The sequence below is a fragment of the Rhizobium sp. AN6A genome (assembly GCF_900215635.1).
GTDB lineage: Bacteria > Pseudomonadota > Alphaproteobacteria > Rhizobiales > Rhizobiaceae > Agrobacterium > Agrobacterium tumefaciens.
Genome location: NZ_OCNC01000003.1, coordinates 1,503,999 through 1,523,674, shown reverse-complemented (window position 1 = coordinate 1,523,674; position 19,676 = coordinate 1,503,999). Strand labels below are relative to the sequence as shown.

Sequence of the window (19,676 nt, the reverse complement as noted above, 5' to 3'; positions counted from 1 at the left end):
CAGTCTCTTCCGAGGGGAGCACCTGACGGTGCTGAGATGGCGATGAGCCGGACCCTTGAACCTGATCCGGGTCATGCCGGCGTAGGAACGGAAACTGTAGCGCATTTGCGGTACTGCCCTTTCTCTTCTCCGCTTTGCCCGGATCTCCGTGATCGCCACAGCTGGAGACCGAACGATGATGATGAAACATCCTTCCCTTCGTATACGGTACGGCTGCGTCTGAGGCCCGGCCGATGCGTGCCTCCCATGCGCTTAAGGGCGTCGTTCTCATTCTGATTGTCTGGCAGCTGGGCATCTGGCTGTTTGCACCGCCCCGCTATATCCTGCCCTCGCCCGCCGATGTTGCCGCAGCACTCCTGCGCCAGCCTGCCTTCCTGTTCGGACAGGCCATGGTGACATCAGGTGAAATGGCCGCCGGGCTTGCGGCTGGCATTGCCGCCGGCATTCTCGTTGCCTTTGCGATTGCCGCCGTCCCGCGTTTTGGCCGCCTCGTCTGGCCCATGGTTCTCGTGTTGCAGGCATTTCCGGTCTTCGTGCTGGCCCCCATTCTCGTACTCTGGTTCGGTTTCGGCATGGCTTCGAAAGTGGTCATGACGGCGATCATCATCTTTTTCCCCGTCGCTTCAGCCTTCACCGATGGCCTCAATCGCACGGATCGGACGATCCTCGATGCCGCCTCGCTGACGGAGGCGAGCCACTGGCAGATCCTAATCCGGTTGCGTGTGCCGCTGGCGCTTCCCTCACTCATTTCCGGGCTGAGGGTCGCAGCTCCGCTCGCCCCGCTCGGCGCGGTCATTGGCGAATGGGTGGGCGCCTCCGCCGGGCTCGGTTTTGTCATGATCCAGTCCAATGCCCGCATGCAGACCGACACAATGTTCGCCGCCATGACCATTCTCGCCGTCATGGCGGTGCTGCTGCGGCTTGTCGTCGACCGGGCAACGGCCAACCTCGCCCCCTGGGCCAAAGAAACAGACCACGTCATTCCTTTCAAACATTTGCGGAGACTTTCGGCATCATGAAACGAACTCTTCTTTCCCTCATCGTTGCGGCAGCAAGCGTGCTTTCGCCCGTGCAATCGCAGGCGGCAGACAAGCTTACCGTATTGCTGGAATGGTTCGTGAACCCGGACCATGCACCGATGGTGATTGCCAAGGAACGCGGCCTTTTCGCCGATGCAGGGCTGGAGGTCGAGTTGATCCCGCCCGCAGACCCATCCGCCGTACCGCGTCTCGTCTCGGCAAAGCAGGCCGATATCGGTGTACACTACCAGCCGAACCTCTATCTCGACCACGATGCAGGGCTGCCGCTTGTCCGTTTCGGCACGCTGGTGGAAACCCCGCTGAACACCGTCACCGTTCTGGCCGATGGTCCGATCAAGAGCCTGAAGGACCTGAAGGGCAAGAAGGTCGGCTTCTCGGTTTCCGGTTTCGAGGATGCTATGCTGAAGCGCATGCTGGAGAAGGAGGGACTGACGAAAGACGATGTGGAACTGGTCAACGTCAATTTCTCACTCTCGCCGTCCCTGATCGCCGGCAAGGTCGATGCCACGCTTGGCGGCTTCCGTAATTTCGAACTGACGCAGATGAAGCTTGAGGGCCACGACGGCCGCTCGTTCTTCCCCGAGGAACATGGCGTGCCCGCCTATGACGAACTGATCTTCGTCACCCATCGTGATCTCGTGAAAGACAGCCGCCTGCCGCGTTTTCTCTCGGCCGTTGAGCAGGCCGCGATTTTCATCACCAACCACCCGCAAGAATCCTGGCAGCTTTTCATCAAGGCCTATCCGAACCTTGACGACGCGCTGAACAAACAGGCGTTTTTCGATACGCTGCCGCGTTTTGCCAAACGTCCAGGCGCACTCGATCGCACCCGATACACGCGCTTCGGCACCTTCATGCAGGACATGCAACTGATCAAGCAGGCGCCGGCGGCGGAAGACATTGCCGTGGAGCTGCAATAACCATGGCAAACAGTTTTCCGACTGCGGCGAAGGCCGCGGAGATCCTCGAAAGGGTAAGGCAGACGCGCCCGCGCGTGCATTGCCTGATGAACACCGTGGTGCAGAAATTCACCGCGGACGGCATTACCGTTGTCGGCGGCATCCCCTCGATGACAACCTCACTCGAAGAAATCGGTGCTTTCGTCACGAAAGCCGATGCGGTGGCGATCAATCTCGGCACGCTCGACGCCGACCGGCGCAAAGTCATTCGATTTGCCGTCGAGATTGCCCGCGCGGCTAGCAAGCCGTGGATTCTGGACCCCGTGCATTGCGACTATTCGCCATCGCGACTGGCGTTCGCGCGTGACCTGATCTCGCTTGGACCCACCATCGTGCGCGGCAACAGCGCTGAGATGAGCCTGATCGGTGCTGTTCCGAACGCCATCAGGATAGAGACCGGACCTGTCGATAACCTGCGCGATGCCACACGCAGCGTCAGAATCGTCAACGGTCACCCGTGGATGGCGAAGGTGACAGGCACGGGTTGCCTATCGGGTGGCGTCATCGCCGCCTTCATGGCGGTGGAAAAAGACGCACTGACGGCCGCCGCCGCCGCCCTCGCCATCACGGGTGTCGCAGCCGAACTGGCAGCGAAAAACGCCAAAGGTCCCGGCACATTCGAGCCGGCATTTCTGGATGTGCTTTCAGAAATTTCCGGCGAAGACATAATAAACCATGCGAGGATTGAGCATGAACAAGGTTGATTACCGTCTCAACGCGCTGGTCGATGCGAGCCTCGGCGATGTTGCGCCGTTGGGCGAGCTTGCTCTGGCGGCCGCACTCAACGGCGCGACCATCCTGCAATATCGCGACAAACACGCCTCCACGCGAGAGATGATCGAAAACGCCCTCGCCATTCGCGAAGCCATTGCCGGCACCGGCGTGCCGCTGGTCATCAACGACCGGGTGGATGTGGCGCTCGCCTCTGGCGCGGACGGGGTGCATCTCGGCGCCGATGATATGGATGCCAAAACCGCCAGACGCATCCTTGGAGATAAGGCGATCATCGGCCTCACCGTCAAGAACCGCGCCGATGCCGAGCGGGCGGCCTCCATGCCAGCCGATTACGCCTGCATTGGTGGCGTGTTCGAAACGGTTTCCAAGGTCAATCCAGACAAGCCTGTCGGCCTCGACGGCTTTACGACGCTCCGCACTCTGCTCCGCGAATTGCGGCCGGGCATGCCGGTAGGCGCCATCGCCGGTATCGATCTTGCCCGCGTGCCGAACGTCATCGCCGCCGGTGCGGATGGTGTCGCCGTCATTTCTGCAATCTTCCGCGCAGGCGATATTGCCAGCGCAACCAGGGACTTCCGCGCGGCAGTCGATGCAGCGCTGAAAGCGAGACAGCCATGACAGCAATCGCATTGACCATTGCCGGCTCAGACAGCGGCGGCGGCGCGGGCATTCAGGCCGACATCAAGACTTTCTCGGCGCTTGGCGCTTATGCCGCCAGCGTCATCACCGCCATTACCGCACAGAACACCAAAGGTGTGACAGCAGTGGAGGATATTTCCGTCGCCACCATCGTCGCGCAGATGGATGCGGTTTTTTCCGATCTTGCCGTCAATGCGGTGAAGATCGGCATGGTATCGCGGATCGAAACCATCGCGGCCATCGCCGCAAGGCTTCGGCAGCAGCCCCAGCCGGTGGTGCTCGACCCCGTGATGGTTGCGACCTCCGGCGACCGTCTGTTGCATACGGATGCGATCGAGACATTGCGGCGCGACCTGCTGCCGCTCGCCACCATCGTCACGCCGAACCTGCCTGAAGCAGCGCTTCTCACCGGCTTGCCTATTGCAGCCACGGAGACGGACATCACCCGCCAGGCAGACATGATCCTGACGGCGGGTGCAAAAGCAGTGCTCATCAAAGGCGGCCATGGCGACGGGCCCGAAAGCACGGACTATCTTTTCGCAAACGGCACCATGCAGGCGCTTTCCGCACCGCGGGTGGACACAAAAAACGACCACGGCACCGGCTGCACGCTGGCGGCGGCGATCACCGCGCATCTGGCCATGGGGCATGACCTGGCGGAGGCAGTGGGGCTTGCGAAGGAGTATCTGAATGGGGCGCTTGGCGCTGGTCGGGGGCTTGCCATTGGGCAGGGTCGCGGGCCGGTGCATCATTTTTATCGCTGGTGGGGGTGAGGTCGATGCGCTGAGCAAGGGGCTTACCCCCTCTGTCCTGCTGGACACCTCCCCCACAAGGAGGGAGATTGGCTGGGGCTTCTGCCTCAGTCCCACTCAATCCTCTCAATGAAAGACACTCGCTGACAGGATGGTGAGTAAGCCGCTTGTCGATCTCCCCTTGTGGGGGAGATGCCCGGCAGGACAGAAGGGGGTGGCCGTACATTCCGCCGTGAGCTAGAGTTCGCTACAGGCTACATCACCGCGCCTTCGGCGTCGCCAGCACATTCCTGATCGCAAAACTCGAATGAATCCGCGAAACACCCGGCAGCTTCGACAGAATCTCCTTATGGATGCGCTCGAAATCGCCCGCACTTTCCGCCTCACATCGCAGGAAATAATCCGACCCGCCCGTCATCAGGTAACATTCGCGGATTTCTGGATAACGCCGCACCGCGTTCTCAAACCTGTTGAGAAAATCCTCCGTCTGGCGGTCGAGCGTGATCTGCACGATCACAGAGATCACCTCGCCGCCGGCAAGGCCGCTGGTGAGCGCCGTATAGCCTCGGATGATACCCTCCCGTTCCAGAATATCGACCCGGCGAAGACAGGCGGAGGCCGAAAGGCCGACTTCCGCGGCAAGTTTCGCATTGCTGATGCGGGCATTGAGCCGGAGCAGGCGGATGATATGGCGGTCGGTCGCGTCGAGTGACGACATAGAAAATTCCAATATGACAATGAAAGTTGCGTAGATTGGATTTTTATCGCATCTTATTCGAACAATAGCCAAGAAATTCGATAATCGTTGCAATACTCTCATATGATAAAAATGAGGGTGAACGACTATGGACATGCAGATCAGCCGCCAGCAGGCAGCGGGTGGTGCAAGCGGCCATCTGACCATCGATCTTGGCGCATTACGCGATAATTATCTCGCGCTTGCGGCAATGGCGCCCACATCGCAGACGGCAGCGGTCGTCAAGGCTGACGCATACGGCCTAGGCGCGGATATCGTCTCGCAGGTGCTGTTTGAAGCGGGCTGCCGGAATTTCTTCGTCGCCCATATCGATGAAGCGCTGGCGCTCCGGCTGCGTCTTTCAGCGGAAGCGCGGATTTTCGTCCTCAACGGGCTTCAGCCCGGTAACGAAACCTCCTGCGCCGCCATGGCCGTCACACCGGTTCTGAATTCGCTCGAGCAGATCGCCCAATGGGCAGCCCACGCCAAAAATCTTGGCAAGACGTTACCCGCCGCAGTGCAGATCGATACCGGCATGTGCCGTCTCGGCCTCTCTCCCGAGGAGCTTGAAGTCCTCGTCTCCCGGCCGCAACTGCTTGATGGTATCGACATCGCCTTCGTGATGAGCCACCTCGCCTGCGCCGACGAGCCGGATCACCTCTCCAATGCCGCCCAACTCTCTGTGATGCGAAAAGCCGCTGTCGCTTTTCCTGATGTATCCGTCTGTTTTTCCAATTCCGGCGGCATCTTTCTGGGCAACGACTATCATAACTCCCTGCTACGCCCCGGCATCGCGCTTTATGGCGGCGCGCCCTCCGTTACCCGTCCCAATCCGATGAAACCGGTCGTCCGGCTTGATGTCGCCGTCATTCAGACCCGCGACGTTCCCGCCGGATCGCTGGTTGGTTACGGCGGCTCTTTCGAAGCGGCCGGGCCGACGCGCCTTGCGACGATCGCGGCTGGTTATGCCGATGGCCTGCCGCGATCGCTCAGCAATCGCGGCGCAGCATGGTACAATGGCGTTCGCCTGCCCATTGCTGGTCGCGTTTCAATGGACAGCATCATTCTCGACATATCCGCCCTGCCCTTGGGAACATTGACGCAAGGGAGCTTCGTGCAGATGATCGGGCCTGACCAGACGCTGGAAGACATTGCCGAGGATGCGGGCACGATCGCCTATGAAATCCTGACCGGCCTCGGACGCCGTTACCGCCGCAATTATATTCAGCCGGGCGAAACCCCGGCCGTCGCTTCAACATCCGTCAGCCATAAGTGAGACGATCATGAACGTCACTATCCTCGGAGCCGGCGTCGTCGGCGTGACCTCCGCCTGGTATCTGGCCAAAGCCGGACACAAGGTGACGGTGATCGACCGCCAGCCGGCCGCAGCGCTTGAAACCAGCTTTGCCAATGCCGGCGAGGTTTCCCCCGGTTATTCCTCGCCATGGGCCGCGCCCGGCATTCCGATGAAGGCCATGAAGTGGCTGTTCATGAAACATGCCCCGCTCATCATCCGCCCGACTGCCGATCCGGCGGCGTGGCGCTGGATGAGCCAGATGCTGCGCAACTGCACATCGGCGCGTTATGCCATCAACAAGAGCCGCATGGTGCGTGTTGCCGAATATAGCCGCGATTGCCTGATGGCGCTGCGCGACGAAACCGGGATAGAATACGACCAGCGTATGCAGGGCACACTGGAGGTTTTCCGCACCCAGAAGCAGTTCGACGCCATCGGCAAGGATGTGGACGTGCTGACGGCAGGTGGCGTGCCTTTCGAAATTCTCGACCGCGACGGCTGCGCCGCCATCGAGCCCGGCCTTTCTCCTTCCAGGGAAAAGATCGTCGGCGGCCTGCGCCTGCCCGGTGATGAAACCGGCGACTGCTTCATGTTCACCACCGAACTTGCGCGCATGGCTGAACAGGCTGGAGTCACCTTCATCTACGATACCGGCATCATGCGCCCCATCGTCGAGGCAGGCCGTATCAAGGCCGTGGAGACCACCAAGGGGCTGGTGGAAGCCGATATTTTCGTCGCCGCACTGGGCAGCTATTCCCCGCAATTCGTCCGCCAGCTCGGCCTTACCCTGCCGGTTTATCCGGTCAAGGGCTACTCCATCACGGTTCCGATCGTGAAGGAGGAACGCGCGCCTGTTTCGACCGTGATGGACGAAACGTTCAAGGTGGCGATCACCCGGCTCGGCTCGCGCATCCGCGCCGGTGGCATGGCGGAAATCGCCGGTTTCAGCAAGGATCTGCCCGCAGCAAGACAGGAAACTCTGGCCCATTCGGTGGAAGACCTGTTCGGCGGCGCAGGTGACCAGAGCCAGGCGAAATTCTGGTGCGGCCTGCGCCCGATGACGCCGGATGGCACGCCTGTCATCGGCGCCACCCGCTACAGCAATCTTTATCTCAACACCGGCCACGGTACGCTTGGCTGGACCATGTCCTGCGGCTCGGCCCGTGTGCTTGCCGATCTCATCAGCGGGAACAAGCCCGAGATAGACACGCACGATCTGGCACTCAGCCGTTACGCAGCCTGAAGTGCGACAGGGCGCTTATCCCCGTCTGAAGGCGGGGATGGTGGCCGCTCAAAGTGCCAGTGCATCCTTCAGCGCCAATCCTTCCTTCATGCGAAGGTCGAGATCGGCCTCGATGTGATCGAGGTGCTGCAGCATCAAGGCACGGGCCTTTGCCGCATCCTTCGCCTCCAGCGCATCGAGCAGGTCGGCATGATCGTTGTGGCCGCAGCTTGAAACACCCGAGCGCCCGTAGAGCGCGATAACCAGCGACGAGCGGGCGACCAGTTCGTCCATGAATTTTTCGAGGATGGCATTGCCGGCAAGCGAGGCCAGCATCAGGTGGAAATCGCCTGATGCCTTGATTTCCGCGCGCCTGGCGTGCGGGCCGCGCTCATGCTGGTGGCGGCTTTCCTGAACCAGATGCTCTCTCAGCTGCTTCACCGCCGCAGGCGTGATCTTTTCGATTGCGGCGTCCAGAACGCCGGGCTCGATCAACCGGCGCGAAGCAAAAACCTGCCGCGCTTCGTCCGGTGTGGGGTTGGAGACGAAAGCGCCGCGGTTGCGCTCGGCCTTGACCAGCCCTTCGTAAGCCAGCATCTGAAGAGCCGCCCGCACCACCGTGCGGCTGACATCGAACAGCGTTCCCACTTCCGATTCCGACAGCTTCGTTCCCGGGGCAAGCCGTCGGTCAACAATCGCGTCGCGCAACGTATCTCGAATAGCCTGGGCACGGTCTTCGTGGGATGAATCGGAATTGACGGTTATATGGGCAAGGCTCATGGAATTGTCCTGTTTGAACTTGAGTTCTAGCGCGAAGCGCGGCTTGCGCAAACAGGAATTGCGAGCTGTCGCCAGCCGCCACAATTCATTCAGCGCCCGTTCAGCAGGCGCGCTATATTTCTTTAACCATCGAATTTGCAACTGGCAGCGCCCTGCCATCCGGATGGAAGAAGATCATGTCGTCCTTTGCAGCTAAAACCGTTCTGGCTATCGCCGTCGCCGCCGCCACCATCGTGCCCTTCAACAGCGCATCCGCCGATGACTGGGGCCGCCGCGACCGTCGCGATGCCGCCATTCTGGGTGGCGTGCTTGGCCTTGCCGCCGGTGTCGCCGTTGGCTCAGCCCTTTCCCGCCCGGCACCGGTAGACGACGAGCGCGTCTATATCGATCCGCCGCGTCGCTATGAACCGAGCTATGTCTACGAAGAGCCGGACTACCGCTATTATCAGCCGCAGCCGCAGCCCGTTTATCGACCCGCTCCGGTCTATCGTCCGGCACCGGTTTACCGTGCCCAACCGGTCTATGACAATAATTCCGGCTACTACCAGCAACGCCGTACCTACCGCACCATCGAGCCGTGGACGAATGCCTGGTACGATTATTGCTCGCAACGTTATCGCAGCTTCAACGGCCGCTCCGGCACCTATGTCGGCAATGACGGCCAGCGTCATTTCTGCGTAGCGGGTTGATCGGGGACAACGTCTGCGCAGTTATCGCTGTTAATAATCAGGCCGCGGACGGAAACGTCCGCGGCTTTTCATTAAGCGTCACCCCAGATCCTGCGGCACCTCAAGCAGCGCCGTTCTTCACATAATCCGCCCGGTTGATGCCGTGACGTTGCAGCTTGTCGTAAAAGGTCTTGCGGGCAATGCCGAGTGTCGCAATGGTTTCGGCCACGTCGCCATTCGATTGCACAAGCGTTTCGCGAATGATCTGCGCTTCTATTTCATCCATTCGCTCCGGCAGGGTGCCGGAAGCGGGGATGGTCGATTGCGAAACAGTCGTGGTGGCCGCTTCCATCTCCAGCCCCAATACTACCCTTTCAGCGAAATGCCCGAGTTCGCGCACATTGCCCGGCCAGTCGTGGTCGTTAAGGCGGCGGGAAACGCCGGCGCTGATCTGCGGCACCGGCATGTTGAACCGGTTGGCGGCCTTGGTGACGAAGTGCGAAAACAGCAGCGGAATATCCGCCTTGCGTTCGCGCAGCGGCGGTATCGACAGCGTCACCACATTCAGCCGGTAATAGAGATCCTCGCGAAACGTGCCACGCTCGGCCGGGTCGCCGAGATCCACCTTCGCCGCCGCCACCACGCGAATATCGACCGGTCGCTCCTCATTCGAACCGAGTGGCGAGACCTCGCGCATTTCCAGAACGCGCAACATCTTCACCTGCACGGCAAGCGGCATGCTTTCGATCTCGTCGAGAAACAGCGTGCCGCCGCTTGAATGTTCGATGCGACCAACGCGTTTTTTCTGCGCACCGGTGAAAGCACCCGGCTCATGGCCGAAAAGCTCGCTTTCGATCACCGTTTCCGGCAGCGCACCACAATTCAGCGCCACAAAATTGCCCCTGGATCGCTTCTTGCTCCAGCGATGCAGCGCCGTTGCCACCACTTCCTTGCCGCTGCCCGTCTCACCTGCCACCAGCACGTCCACGTCCGTATCAGCAATGTGCCGGAGCGTGGTGCGCAGGCGTTCCATGGCGGGCGTCTGGCCAATCAGCGGCAAATCATCCTCGGCTTGAGCACTCGCCCGGCGAAGCGCGCGGTTTTCCAGCACGAGGCGGCGCTTTTCCAGCGCGCGGCGGGCGCTCTCAACCATGCGTTCGGCGGGGAATGGTTTGGCGATGAAATCATACGCGCCGTTGTGAAGGGCATCGACCGCCATCGGCACATCACCGTGGCCGGTGATGAGGATAACAGGCAGATCGACATCGATCCTGCGGACATGGTCGAAGAACTCAAGCCCGGTCATGCCGGGCATGCGCACATCGGTGATGACGACGCCGTCGAAATCCTCGTTGAGCGCCGCAAGTGCCTGTTCGGCGCGGGAAAAGGAGGTGACGGGCAATCCGTCGAGTTCCAACGTCTGCACCATCGCCTTGCGCAGCTGGGAGTCGTCATCCACCAGAAATATGGTTCCAACTGCCATCATGTCATGCTCGCTTCAGATATACGGAAAAAGACGTGCCTGCCTCGCTGCTCGTTACCTCAATACGCCCGCCATAGTCGGAGGCGATATCGTTGGAGATAACGAGACCAAGGCCGAGGCCGCTTTCCTTGGATGTATTAAAGGGCGAAAAAAGCTGCGCGCGGATCGCTTCGGGAATGCCGGTCCCATTGTCGCTGACCGAAAGCAAGACCATGTCGCCTTCCTCGCGCACCCGCACCTCGACACGCGCCGCATCAATCGCTTCAGTGGCTTCCAGTGCGTTTTGCAGAAGGTTGATGAGAATTTGCTCGAGCCGGATGCGGCTGCCAAGCACCTTCAGGTCCTGATCCGGCAACACGATATCAAGCGCATCCATCTGTCCGGAAAAACGGCTTCGCAACAGCATCACCGCGCCTTCGATGACCAGTTTCAGACTGACCGGTTCGGCAGCGGTGCGGCCCTTGCGCGCCAATATCTTCAGGTCGCCGGTAATCGTGCCGATGCGATCGGTCAATGCCGCGATGTTTTGGAGATTTTCGTTGGCCTCCGCCATGCGGTCGCGTTTCAGCAGGGTGCGGGCATTGTCAGCAAAGGCGCGGATCGTCGCTACCGGCTGGTTGATTTCGTGGGCAACGCCGGCCGCCACCTGCCCCAGAATGGAGAGACGGTTGGCCTGCACCAGCTCGTGCTGCACGTTGCGCAATTCACCTGTCGTCTTTTCGTGCAGGGTAATTTCCGCCTGAAGATGGTCGCGGGTCCTTGTCAGGTCACGGGTGCGCTCCTGCACCTTCATTTCCAGCTCGGTGCGGGCGCGCTGCTCCTCTTCCTTTTCCCTCAGCGCCTTGTGCCTGCGCCACAGCCACAGAGCCGAAAGAGCCATAAGCGGCATCAGCGTCGCCAGCGCCACCACCCTGCCCTCGCGAATGGCGGCGTTCAGCGCCGGTGCCACCGGTTGCAGATAATGCAGGGTCCATGAGGTCGTCGGCACCGGGGTTTCCAACCGCAGATAATCGCCGCGCTCACTTGCCGGTTCATCGACACGGATGAGCGGAACGCCGTCGCTCGAGAGTCGCGCCATCCGGAACGGCAGCGTTGTCAGCGCCTCGTTACCGAATTGCAGGCTTTCGGAGATGGCTTTGCGTCGCGCCTCGTCAATCGGCGCTACGGTCTTGAAGCGCCAATCCGGCACGCTCGTCATCAGCACGACGCCGTTCCTGTCAACCACATAGACCGGTTTACCGCCGATGTTCCAATCCGCCTCCAGACGGTTGAACTCCACCTTGGCGATGACGACGCCCAGCGGCCGACCATCTGCGGCATCGATGCGGCGCGAGATATAAAGGCCCGGCCGTCGGCTGACATTGCCAAGCGCATAATGTTCGGACATGCCGGTATTCATCGCCGCCTGAAAATATTCGCGGAAGGCATAATTGGAGCCGACGAAGCTGTCGGCCTGCCGCCAGTTACTGGAGGCAATTGTCAAGCCGGTCGGTCCGGTCACATAGATGACAGAGGACTGCGTGCCTTCGATCAGCCCCTCCAGCTTGCGGTTCAGCCGGTCAATGGCAGGCGCGCCACCGCCATCCAGCGCAGTCGCAAGGTCGGGATCGCCGGACAGAACCAGCGGAATGGCGCGTGGCCGCTCCAGAGCGACATTCAGAAGCGCGATCTTGAGTTCGGCATCGGTGGAGGCCTCGGACGCGGCGGTGCGTATTGCCTGGTTTCGCGCAAACTCATCGGCAACCAATAGAACTCCCAGGCTGACGAGCACCCACAAGCCCGCCAACGCCAGCCATTGAGCGCGCCGTCGTGCCTGGGAATGAGAGGCCTGATCTTCTTGGGTCATGCAACAATTGTGCGGATTTACACACAGACCGCAAGAGGTTTTGTCCGGATATCCGCACATACGCCGGCGAGCTGATACGGCGTCAATAAAAAGTACTTTTTAAATCAGCCAGTTACACCAAATAAGCAAGTCTGGCATGCGTATTGCACATGACTCCTCAATCGGCGCGAAGCCGTCAACGACACGGCGATCCCGGGAGGCCAATTAAGGCAGGGTGAGGCCGAGGAGGAAAAAACATGATCGATACAACAACCGTGGCGGCAGGCCACGCCAAGCAGCCATTCTACAAGCACCTGTATTTCCAGGTTCTGGTCGCCATTATCGCCGGTATCGCGCTTGGCCATTTCTATCCGGCCTTCGGCGAACAGCTGAAGCCGCTCGGCGACGGCTTTATCCGTCTCGTCAAGATGATCATCGCTCCCGTCATCTTCCTCACTGTCGCAACCGGCATCGCCGGCATGAACGATATGAAGAAGGTTGGACGCGTGGCCGGCAAGGCCATGATCTACTTCCTCGTGTTCTCCACCCTCGCGCTCATTGTCGGCCTCATCGTCGCCAACACTGTGCAGCCGGGCGCCGGCATGAATATCGATCCGGCCACGCTGGATGCCAAGGCCGTCGCGACCTACGCCGACAAGGCCCATGAGCAGACCATCACCGGCTTCCTGATGAACATCATCCCGACCACCATCGTCGGCGCATTCGCCAGCGGTGATATTCTGCAGGTGCTGTTCTTCTCCGTGCTGTTCGGCATCGCGCTTGGCATCGTCGGTGAAAAGGGCAAGCCCGTCACCGATTTCATGCATGCCATGATGTATCCGATCTTCAAGCTGGTCGCGATCCTGATGAAGGCCGCCCCCATCGGTGCCTTCGGCGCCATGGCATTCACCATCGGGAAATACGGCATCTCGTCCGTCACCAACCTCGCGATGCTGATCGGCACATTCTACGTCACATCAGCACTGTTCGTGTTCGTGGTCCTCGGCGCTGTCTGCCGCTATAACGGCTTCTCGATCGTCGCGCTTATCCGCTACATCAAGGAAGAACTGCTGCTGGTTCTCGGCACCTCGTCTTCGGAAGCCGCCCTTCCAGGCCTGATGAGCAAGATGGAAAAGGCGGGCTGCAAGCGCTCCGTCGTCGGTCTCGTCATCCCCACCGGTTACTCCTTCAACCTCGACGGCACCAACATCTACATGACGCTGGCTGCCCTGTTCATTGCCCAGGCGACCGGCATCCACCTCTCCTTCGGCGAACAGATCCTGCTGCTGCTCGTGGCCATGCTCTCCTCCAAGGGTGCTGCCGGCATCACAGGCGCTGGCTTCATCACGTTGGCCGCAACGCTCTCCGTCGTGCCGTCGGTTCCGGTTGCCGGCATGGCGCTCATCCTCGGCATCGACCGCTTCATGTCGGAATGCCGCGCACTCACCAACTTCGTCGGCAATGCGGTCGCCACCATCGTTGTTGCCCGCTGGGAAGGTGAACTGGATCAGGAGCAGCTCGCCCGCGTTCTCAGCGGCAAGGAAGAATTCACCGGCATCGCGGATGTGGATTCGCTTCCGGGTGCGGTTCAACCCGCCGAGTAACACGACCTCCCAAGGTCCAGCCTGTCCCGGTTTGTCCGGGCAGGCTCTCGCATGAAGGCCGGCGCATCAGATCGATGCTCCGGCCTTTCATCGTTTGAAGCCCTCCCAACCGTCGAAAACGGTTTTTATCGCCGTGCGGATGTTATAGGCCAGATCGAGCAAGAACGAATGCGAAAAGCGGAGTAGGCCCTTATGAAGAACCTGTTTCTGGCCTGGCAATTCTGGGCACTGCTATCGGCGGCCTTTGCGGCATTGACCGCGATTTTTGCGAAAATCGGCATCGAAAACGTCAATTCCGATTTCGCCACCTTCATACGAACCATCGTCATTCTCGCCGCCGCTGGCCTAATGGTTTATGTTACCGGCAACTGGCAGCAGCCCTCCACCATTTCGGCGCGGACCTGGACCTTTCTCGTGCTTTCGGGGCTGGCGACCGGCGCATCTTGGATATGTTACTTCCGGGCGCTGAAAATCGGCGATGCCGCCCGCGTCGCCCCCATCGACAAGCTCAGTGTCGTGTTCGTCGCCGTCTTCGCGGTTCTGTTTCTGGGGGAACGGCTGTCGCTGCCCAACTGGCTGGGTGTGGTGCTAATCGCCTGCGGCGCGGTGCTTGTGGCATACCGGGGATAAGGCGAGCTAACAGCGGTGCCCGGCCGGACGAACCGGCCGGAACATTCGCAAAGTCATCAGGCGCGTGCGACCGCAACCTTGTCCAGTCCGCGCTTAACGCCGGCGAACAGCTCATCAAGCTGCTCGGCCGTGATGATCAGCGGTGGGCAGAAGCAGATGGATTCGCCGATCGGGCGAGTGATCACGCCCTCATCCTCAATGGCGGCGGCAATGGCGAGCGTCGCATCACCCGGCTTCGTACCTTCCCACGGCTTTATCTCCAGCGCGCCAAGAAGACCGACGCCGCGCGAGGAATGCACCAGCGGATGCTCGGAAAGCGCTTTCAGATGATCGAGGAACTTGCCTTCCAGCCTCGCGACATTGCCGACCAGATCGCGTTCCTGAATGATCTTCAGATTTTCGAGACCTACGGCCGTCGCGACCGGGTGGCCGGAGGCGGTATAACCATGGCCGAAGGAGCCGATCCTGTCGGATTCGTCGGCGATCGGCTGGTAGAAACCGTCATTCATGATGATCGCCGAAAGCGGCATGTAGGATGAGGATATCTGCTTGGAAACAACAAGCACATCCGGCTTGATGCCGTAGGTCTCGCAGGCGAACATCCTGCCTGTGCGGCCGAACCCGCAGATGACCTCGTCCACGACAAGCAGAATGTCGTATTTCTTCAGGATCGCCTGCACACCTTCCCAATAACCGTCAGGCGGCAGAAGAACCCCGCCGGCACCCATCACCGGCTCACCCCAGAAGGCGGCGACGGTTTCCGGGCCTTCGCTGAGGATCAGATCTTCGAGTTCCTTCAGAATACGCGCGGTAAAATCCGCCTCGCTTTCACCTTGCTTGCCGAAGTGCACATAGGAGGGGCAGGCCGTATGCAGCATGCGGTCCAGCGGCAGGTCGAAGCTTTCATGGTTGCGCGGCAGGCCGGTGATCGAGGCCGAGGCAATCGTCACGCCATGATAACCCTTGATGCGGCCGATGATCTTCTTCTTGTCCTTTTTGCCCAGCGCATTGGAGCGATACCACACCATCTTGGCGACAAGATCGTTCGCCTCCGATCCCGAAGACGTGAAATGGACCTTCGACATCGGCACTGGCGCAAGCTCGATCAGCAACTCGGCAAGATCGACCGATGGGCCGTGCGTCTTGTAGGAGAAGGTGTGGTAATAGGGCAGCTTCTGCATCTGCTTCGTCGCAGCGTCCACCAGTCGCTGTTCACCGAAGCCAAGCGCCACAGACCAAAGCCCCGCCATCGCCTCGATATAACGCTTGCCGCTGCTGTCGGTCACATAGATGCCTTCACCACTTTCGATGACCAGACCACCGGTCTTTTCGAATTTACGCAGATTGACGTTCGGATGCATCTGGTAGGCGATATCGCGTGCCTCGACGGAATTCGGCAGAATGGTCATGGGATAAAGGCTCCGTTTCGGTTGGATGGGCTGAAGCGTCAGACGTGCTGGCCGCCATTGATGAGAATTTCTGCGCCGTTGATGTAGCTCGACTGCTCCGAGCAGAGGAAGTAGATGGTCTGCGCCACCTCTGCCGTGGTGCCGAGCCGCCCGAGCGGGACCTGCGCCTCCACGAGTTCAGCGGTTCCGGGTGAAAGGATGGCGGTGTTGATTTCGCCGGGCGCAATGGCATTGGCGCGCACGCCGCGCGGGCCGAATTCATGCGCCAGCTCCCGTGTCAGCGCCGCAAGTCCCGCCTTCGATGCCGCATAGGCGACGCCCGCGAAAGGGTGCACCCGCGAGCCGACAATGGAGGTAACGTTGACGATGCAGCCTTTTGCCGCCTCCAGTTCCGGCAGAAGCGCACGGGCAAGAAGCGCCGTCGAGACGAGATTGACGTTGAGCACCCGCGTCCAGATCTCCGCCGTTGTGTCAGCAACGCCAAGGCGGCTACCGCCTTCGCCCTTCGGCGAGATTCCGGCATTGTTGACGAGTGCGGCCAGCTTTCCTTCCGGCAGGCGCGAGCGCACTTCGTCGGCCAGATGGTCGATGCGGGACAGGTCCTCCAGATCGGCCTGGATATGGCTTTCGCGCGCAGATGGCCAGCGGCATTCCTCCGAAAAGGGTTGTCGCGATACGGTCAGGATTCTCCAGCCTTTTTCCTGAAACAGCTTGACGGTGGCATGCCCTATTCCGCGGCTCGCACCAGTCAAAAGCATAAAAGGAACAGCCATGAGAGAACTCCTTTGCCATGCGAACCGTTGAGCCGGCCGCGCATTCAGCCCGCATGTTAGAGTGCTGCGACCCGCTGACAAGGGCTATTTTGTCGCGGTGCACGAATGGGAGCCGCGTCACGGGCTAATCCCATTTGATATAGGCCTTTCACCCGAAGGGAATATTTGAAGCCGGCCATTTGCTCATAAAATGCAATCTCCCGAATCTGTGATCCGTATTGGGAGGGGGACGAATGCGTATCGACATCATCGACACCGACGCCGGCTTCGAGGCGATCCGGCAAAACTGGGAAGCGGTGTTCATGGCCGATCCCCATTCCCGACACTTCCTGTCCTGGGGCTGGCTGCGGGATTACATGCCGCGCCGCAAGCGCTGGTTCATCCTGGCGCTCAGGGAACGTCCCGAAGGCTCGCCCTATGTGGCATTTTTTCCGCTACGCATCGTCACCGAACCGGACAAGAAAACCGGCCGCTTCCACGACAGCATCGTCATGGCTGGCAATGCCGCGGCGGATTACACCGGCTTCATTACCCTGCCGGAGTATGAAAATAACGCGGTTGCCGGTTTCTGTTCCTATATTCGGCAGCAGAACTGGACCGAACTCAAGCTCGACTATCTTTCCGGCCCGCCGGAGCGGCGCGACGCGATGATCCGCGCGCTTCAGGGGCCGCTCGTCATGTTCCGCGACAACATGCCGACCAACCCCTACAACATCAACAATTGCATCTGCCCGGTCGTGGCCCTGCCGGACACGTTCGACTCCTATCTCGACAGCCATATGAGCAGCCAGTCCCGGCAAAAGCTCCGGCGCTTCATGAGGAAGGTGGAAGGCGGTGACGAATACCGTATCACCTTCGCAACGAGAGAAACAATCAAGCGGGACATGGGCATCCTGTTCGATTTCTGGCGCATCCGCTGGGCGCCCCACAAGGGCAAGGAGCGCACCGAACTGTTGATCGGCGCAACACGGCAAATGCTGATGGATGTCTATATCCGCGGCGATCTGGAAGTGCCGGTCCTATGGTTCGGCGACCAGCCGCTCGGCGCGCTTGCCAATATCATCGACCGGCAGAAAAAGTCGGTATTGTTCTACATTACCGGTCGTGACGAGAACTGGAAGACCCCCTCACCCGGCCTCGTGCTGCACGGACACTGCATCCGCAGGGCGATCGAACAGGGTTTCAAGACTTATGATTTCCTGCGAGGCAACGAGCCGTACAAATATTTCTTCGGCCCGGAGGAGCACAAGCTCAGTTGCACGCTGTTCCGCACCCGCTCGGGCGACAATCTCGGCGGCAAGCTCCACCCGCGCAGCATACGCTTCGTCTACGAAGAGGGTCTCAAACTTTACAAGACGGGCAAGAAGGCGGCCGCCAACATCGCCTTTTCCCAGGTGCTGGCAGCCGCGCCCGATCACCTTGGCGCACAATTCGGGCTGGCCAATCTGACCTTCGACCGCGGCGAATTCCGCGAAGCGGAAATCGCTTTCCTCGGTCTCCTCGGCAGCGGTCAGGACCCAGTTCTGCTTTGGATGCGCATAGGCGAAGCGCGGTTGGCACAACGGCAATATCACGAGGCGTCCGAAGCATTCCGTCAGGTGACCAATCGCGCACCCTTCCACCGCGAGGCGCTCTACAAATGCGCCGTGGCGCTGATTGCCGCCGAAAGAACGATGGAAGGCGCCGAAATCCTCGACAGATTGCAGCATTACCATTCTGACGACGCGGCGCATCTGGAATATGCCGAAAAGGCGCGCGCAGCCCTTGCCCGGCTGGAACTGGGAAAGGCCAGGATTCCGCTGCCTGCCGATGTCATCACGCTGAGCGCCAGGCCAAAATCGACGGGCAAGCGCTGGCGTCCGCCAAAGGTTTTGCATTGAACGTAATGACCTGTAAGTTGCGGCAGACAAAATCGGCCGGACGACTTGCAAGGGTTTTTTATGTTTCTGACCAACAAGGATATGCTCGACCTCATCGAGCTGCGCCATGATCTGCACCGCCATCCGGAAATTTCCGGCGAGGAGAAGGAAACAGCGCGGCGTATTCGCGATTTCCTCAAGCAGGCAAAACCGGATCGGATGTTCACCGATCTTGGTGGTCATGGCGTGGCAGCGGTCTACGACAGCGGCAAAAGCGGTCCGGTAGTCCTCATCCGCTCGGAACTCGACGCTCTGCCCATTCAGGAAAAAACCGACGCCGAATACCGCTCCGGCACAGATGGTAAGGGCCATCTTTGCGGCCATGACGGTCATTCCACCATTCTGACGGCGCTTGCACTCGGACTTTCCAGAAAGCGCCCGGAAACCGGCAGCGTCGTACTGCTCTACCAACCGGCGGAAGAGACAGGTGCGGGCGCGGCCGCCGTCATCGCCGATCCGCGCTTTGGCGAGATGAAGCCGGATTATTCCTTTTCTCTTCACAATCTTCCAGGCCTGCCTTTCGGCCATGTCAGCGTGGTGGAAGGGCCGGTCAACTGCGCATCACGCGGCATCAAAATCCGCTTCTCCGGCAAGACCGCGCACGCCTCCTCCCCGGAGCATGGCGTCTCGCCGATGCGGGCGATATCTGAGTTGATGCCGGCTTTGACCGATCTCGGCTCCGGTTTTCCACCACAACCCGATTTTTCGATGGTGACAATCACCCATGCCGTGATGGGTGAAGCGGCCTTCGGCATTTCTCCGGCAGACGCGGAAATCTGGGCGACGCTCCGGACGCTGACAGACGACCGAATGGAAAAACTCTGCGCGGATGCGGAATCGCTGGCAAAAAAGGTGGCGGAAGAACAGAAATTGACACTCGATATCGCCTATGACGATATTTTCCTGCATTGCGAAAACGCGCCGGAAGCCGTCGACCATATCCTGCGGGCGCTGACTGAGGAGAAAATTTCCCACGGGTCGGAAGGTTTGCCCATGCGGGCCTCCGAGGATTTCGGACGGTTCCGCGCCGTCTCGTCATCGGCCATGTTCTTTTTGGGCGCAGGCAAGGACTATCCCAACCTGCACAATCCCGACTACGACTTTCCGGATGGGCTGATCGATATCGGCGCACGCATCTTCATGCGCATCATCCGCAACCTCACCGACGCGGGGTAAGCAACGGCAGCCCATTGCCGCCCAACGCC

The 19,676-nt window shown here is 60.2% G+C and carries 18 protein-coding genes and 1 riboswitch; of the genes, 12 read left to right on the top strand and 6 right to left on the bottom strand.

Features of this window, described 5'->3' with window-relative positions:
* Window positions 1-2: 2 nt before the first annotated feature.
* Window positions 3-105: riboswitch (TPP riboswitch) on the top strand.
* Between the two features lie 128 nt (window positions 106-233).
* The 5 genes from CRO62_RS10895 to thiD are packed head-to-tail and all read left to right on the top strand — an operon-like array spanning window position 234 to window position 4,146.
* On the top strand, window positions 234-1,019 hold the full coding sequence (locus CRO62_RS10895; protein WP_097100158.1) for an ABC transporter permease: 786 nt from the start codon (window positions 234-236) through the stop codon (window positions 1,017-1,019).
* Window positions 1,016-1,960, top strand: coding sequence for an ABC transporter substrate-binding protein (locus CRO62_RS10890; RefSeq protein WP_179783942.1), 945 nt, complete (start codon window positions 1,016-1,018; stop codon window positions 1,958-1,960). The genes CRO62_RS10895 and CRO62_RS10890 overlap by 4 nt, the downstream gene beginning before the upstream one ends.
* Window positions 1,961-1,962: 2 nt before the next feature.
* Entirely contained in the window at window positions 1,963-2,703 is a 741-nt protein-coding gene (locus CRO62_RS10885) for a hydroxyethylthiazole kinase (protein ID WP_097100157.1), read from the top strand.
* Window positions 2,690-3,352 carry a thiamine phosphate synthase gene (thiE, locus tag CRO62_RS10880; RefSeq protein WP_097100156.1) on the top strand — a complete coding sequence of 221 codons (663 nt, stop codon included), beginning with the start codon at window positions 2,690-2,692 and terminating at the stop codon, window positions 3,350-3,352. The genes CRO62_RS10885 and thiE overlap by 14 nt, the downstream gene beginning before the upstream one ends.
* Window positions 3,349-4,146, top strand: coding sequence for a bifunctional hydroxymethylpyrimidine kinase/phosphomethylpyrimidine kinase (gene thiD, locus CRO62_RS10875; protein WP_097100155.1), 798 nt, complete (start codon window positions 3,349-3,351; stop codon window positions 4,144-4,146). The genes thiE and thiD overlap by 4 nt, the downstream gene beginning before the upstream one ends.
* A gap of 238 nt (window positions 4,147-4,384) precedes the next feature.
* Here thiD and CRO62_RS10870 read toward each other — a convergent pair whose 3' ends face one another.
* Window positions 4,385-4,843, bottom strand: a complete 459-nt coding sequence (locus CRO62_RS10870) for an Lrp/AsnC family transcriptional regulator (protein ID WP_003500727.1) — start codon at window positions 4,841-4,843, stop codon at window positions 4,385-4,387.
* A gap of 127 nt (window positions 4,844-4,970) precedes the next feature.
* Here CRO62_RS10870 and alr point away from each other — a divergent pair, with 127 nt between their 5' ends.
* A complete protein-coding gene (alr, locus tag CRO62_RS10865) occupies window positions 4,971-6,137 on the top strand; it encodes an alanine racemase (RefSeq protein ID WP_097100154.1) in 1,167 nt (388 codons plus the stop codon).
* Between the two features lie 7 nt (window positions 6,138-6,144).
* Window positions 6,145-7,401: a D-amino acid dehydrogenase gene (locus CRO62_RS10860; RefSeq protein ID WP_097100153.1), complete on the top strand. Its 1,257-nt coding sequence runs from the start codon at window positions 6,145-6,147 to the stop codon at window positions 7,399-7,401.
* A 48-nt stretch (window positions 7,402-7,449) separates the two neighbouring features.
* Here the strand turns inward: CRO62_RS10860 and CRO62_RS10855 are convergent, their stop codons facing one another.
* Entirely contained in the window at window positions 7,450-8,160 is a 711-nt protein-coding gene (locus CRO62_RS10855; RefSeq protein WP_025595694.1) for a GntR family transcriptional regulator, read from the bottom strand.
* Between the two features lie 176 nt (window positions 8,161-8,336).
* On the opposite strand from CRO62_RS10855, the gene CRO62_RS10850 reads away from it, so the two are divergent.
* The gene (locus CRO62_RS10850) at window positions 8,337-8,849 is read left to right on the top strand and encodes a BA14K family protein (RefSeq protein ID WP_003510838.1); all 513 of its coding nucleotides are present in this window, start codon (window positions 8,337-8,339) and stop codon (window positions 8,847-8,849) included.
* Between the two features lie 100 nt (window positions 8,850-8,949).
* Here the strand turns inward: CRO62_RS10850 and CRO62_RS10845 are convergent, their stop codons facing one another.
* Complete coding sequence (locus CRO62_RS10845; protein ID WP_097100152.1) at window positions 8,950-10,314, bottom strand: sigma-54-dependent transcriptional regulator; 1,365 nt, start codon at window positions 10,312-10,314, stop codon at window positions 8,950-8,952.
* Between the two features lies 1 nt (window position 10,315).
* Window positions 10,316-12,157, bottom strand: a complete 1,842-nt coding sequence (locus CRO62_RS10840) for a sensor histidine kinase (protein ID WP_097100151.1) — start codon at window positions 12,155-12,157, stop codon at window positions 10,316-10,318.
* A gap of 236 nt (window positions 12,158-12,393) precedes the next feature.
* Here CRO62_RS10840 and CRO62_RS10835 point away from each other — a divergent pair, with 236 nt between their 5' ends.
* Both CRO62_RS10835 and CRO62_RS10830 read left to right on the top strand, forming a co-directional pair.
* Window positions 12,394-13,740, top strand: a complete 1,347-nt coding sequence (locus tag CRO62_RS10835) for a dicarboxylate/amino acid:cation symporter (protein ID WP_013761559.1) — start codon at window positions 12,394-12,396, stop codon at window positions 13,738-13,740.
* 192 nt (window positions 13,741-13,932) lie between these two features.
* On the top strand, window positions 13,933-14,370 hold the full coding sequence (locus CRO62_RS10830) for an EamA family transporter (RefSeq protein ID WP_019564660.1): 438 nt from the start codon (window positions 13,933-13,935) through the stop codon (window positions 14,368-14,370).
* 56 nt (window positions 14,371-14,426) lie between these two features.
* Here CRO62_RS10830 and CRO62_RS10825 read toward each other — a convergent pair whose 3' ends face one another.
* Window positions 14,427-15,779, bottom strand: a complete 1,353-nt coding sequence (locus tag CRO62_RS10825) for an aspartate aminotransferase family protein (RefSeq protein WP_097100150.1) — start codon at window positions 15,777-15,779, stop codon at window positions 14,427-14,429.
* 38 nt (window positions 15,780-15,817) lie between these two features.
* Entirely contained in the window at window positions 15,818-16,552 is a 735-nt protein-coding gene (locus CRO62_RS10820; protein ID WP_179784499.1) for an SDR family NAD(P)-dependent oxidoreductase, read from the bottom strand.
* Between the two features lie 233 nt (window positions 16,553-16,785).
* Here CRO62_RS10820 and CRO62_RS10815 point away from each other — a divergent pair, with 233 nt between their 5' ends.
* Both CRO62_RS10815 and CRO62_RS10810 read left to right on the top strand, forming a co-directional pair.
* Complete coding sequence (locus tag CRO62_RS10815; RefSeq protein WP_097100149.1) at window positions 16,786-18,432, top strand: GNAT family N-acetyltransferase; 1,647 nt, start codon at window positions 16,786-16,788, stop codon at window positions 18,430-18,432.
* Window positions 18,433-18,492: 60 nt separating this feature from the next.
* The gene (locus CRO62_RS10810) at window positions 18,493-19,647 is read left to right on the top strand and encodes an amidohydrolase (RefSeq protein WP_097100148.1); all 1,155 of its coding nucleotides are present in this window, start codon (window positions 18,493-18,495) and stop codon (window positions 19,645-19,647) included.
* Window positions 19,648-19,676: the final 29 nt, after the last annotated feature.

Bases quoted from the DNA above. Each gene is read 5' to 3' on its own strand.
- CRO62_RS10885 (WP_097100157.1), top strand. From the start codon at position 1,963: ATGGCAAACAGTTTTCCGACTGCGGCGAAGGCCGCGGAGATCCTCGAA.
- CRO62_RS10840 (WP_097100151.1), bottom strand. From the start codon at position 12,157: ATGACCCAAGAAGATCAGGCCTCTCATTCCCAGGCACGACGGCGCGCT.
- CRO62_RS10850 (WP_003510838.1), top strand. From the start codon at position 8,337: ATGTCGTCCTTTGCAGCTAAAACCGTTCTGGCTATCGCCGTCGCCGCC.
- CRO62_RS10870 (WP_003500727.1), bottom strand. From the start codon at position 4,843: ATGTCGTCACTCGACGCGACCGACCGCCATATCATCCGCCTGCTCCGG.
- CRO62_RS10810 (WP_097100148.1), top strand. From the start codon at position 18,493: ATGTTTCTGACCAACAAGGATATGCTCGACCTCATCGAGCTGCGCCAT.
- CRO62_RS10830 (WP_019564660.1), top strand. From the start codon at position 13,933: ATGAAGAACCTGTTTCTGGCCTGGCAATTCTGGGCACTGCTATCGGCG.
- thiE (WP_097100156.1), top strand. From the start codon at position 2,690: ATGAACAAGGTTGATTACCGTCTCAACGCGCTGGTCGATGCGAGCCTC.
- CRO62_RS10845 (WP_097100152.1), bottom strand. From the start codon at position 10,314: ATGATGGCAGTTGGAACCATATTTCTGGTGGATGACGACTCCCAGCTG.
- alr (WP_097100154.1), top strand. From the start codon at position 4,971: ATGGACATGCAGATCAGCCGCCAGCAGGCAGCGGGTGGTGCAAGCGGC.
- CRO62_RS10815 (WP_097100149.1), top strand. From the start codon at position 16,786: ATGCGTATCGACATCATCGACACCGACGCCGGCTTCGAGGCGATCCGG.
- CRO62_RS10855 (WP_025595694.1), bottom strand. From the start codon at position 8,160: ATGAGCCTTGCCCATATAACCGTCAATTCCGATTCATCCCACGAAGAC.
- CRO62_RS10820 (WP_179784499.1), bottom strand. From the start codon at position 16,552: ATGGCTGTTCCTTTTATGCTTTTGACTGGTGCGAGCCGCGGAATAGGG.
- CRO62_RS10860 (WP_097100153.1), top strand. From the start codon at position 6,145: ATGAACGTCACTATCCTCGGAGCCGGCGTCGTCGGCGTGACCTCCGCC.
- CRO62_RS10895 (WP_097100158.1), top strand. From the start codon at position 234: ATGCGTGCCTCCCATGCGCTTAAGGGCGTCGTTCTCATTCTGATTGTC.
- thiD (WP_097100155.1), top strand. From the start codon at position 3,349: ATGACAGCAATCGCATTGACCATTGCCGGCTCAGACAGCGGCGGCGGC.
- CRO62_RS10835 (WP_013761559.1), top strand. From the start codon at position 12,394: ATGATCGATACAACAACCGTGGCGGCAGGCCACGCCAAGCAGCCATTC.
- CRO62_RS10825 (WP_097100150.1), bottom strand. From the start codon at position 15,779: ATGACCATTCTGCCGAATTCCGTCGAGGCACGCGATATCGCCTACCAG.
- CRO62_RS10890 (WP_179783942.1), top strand. From the start codon at position 1,016: ATGAAACGAACTCTTCTTTCCCTCATCGTTGCGGCAGCAAGCGTGCTT.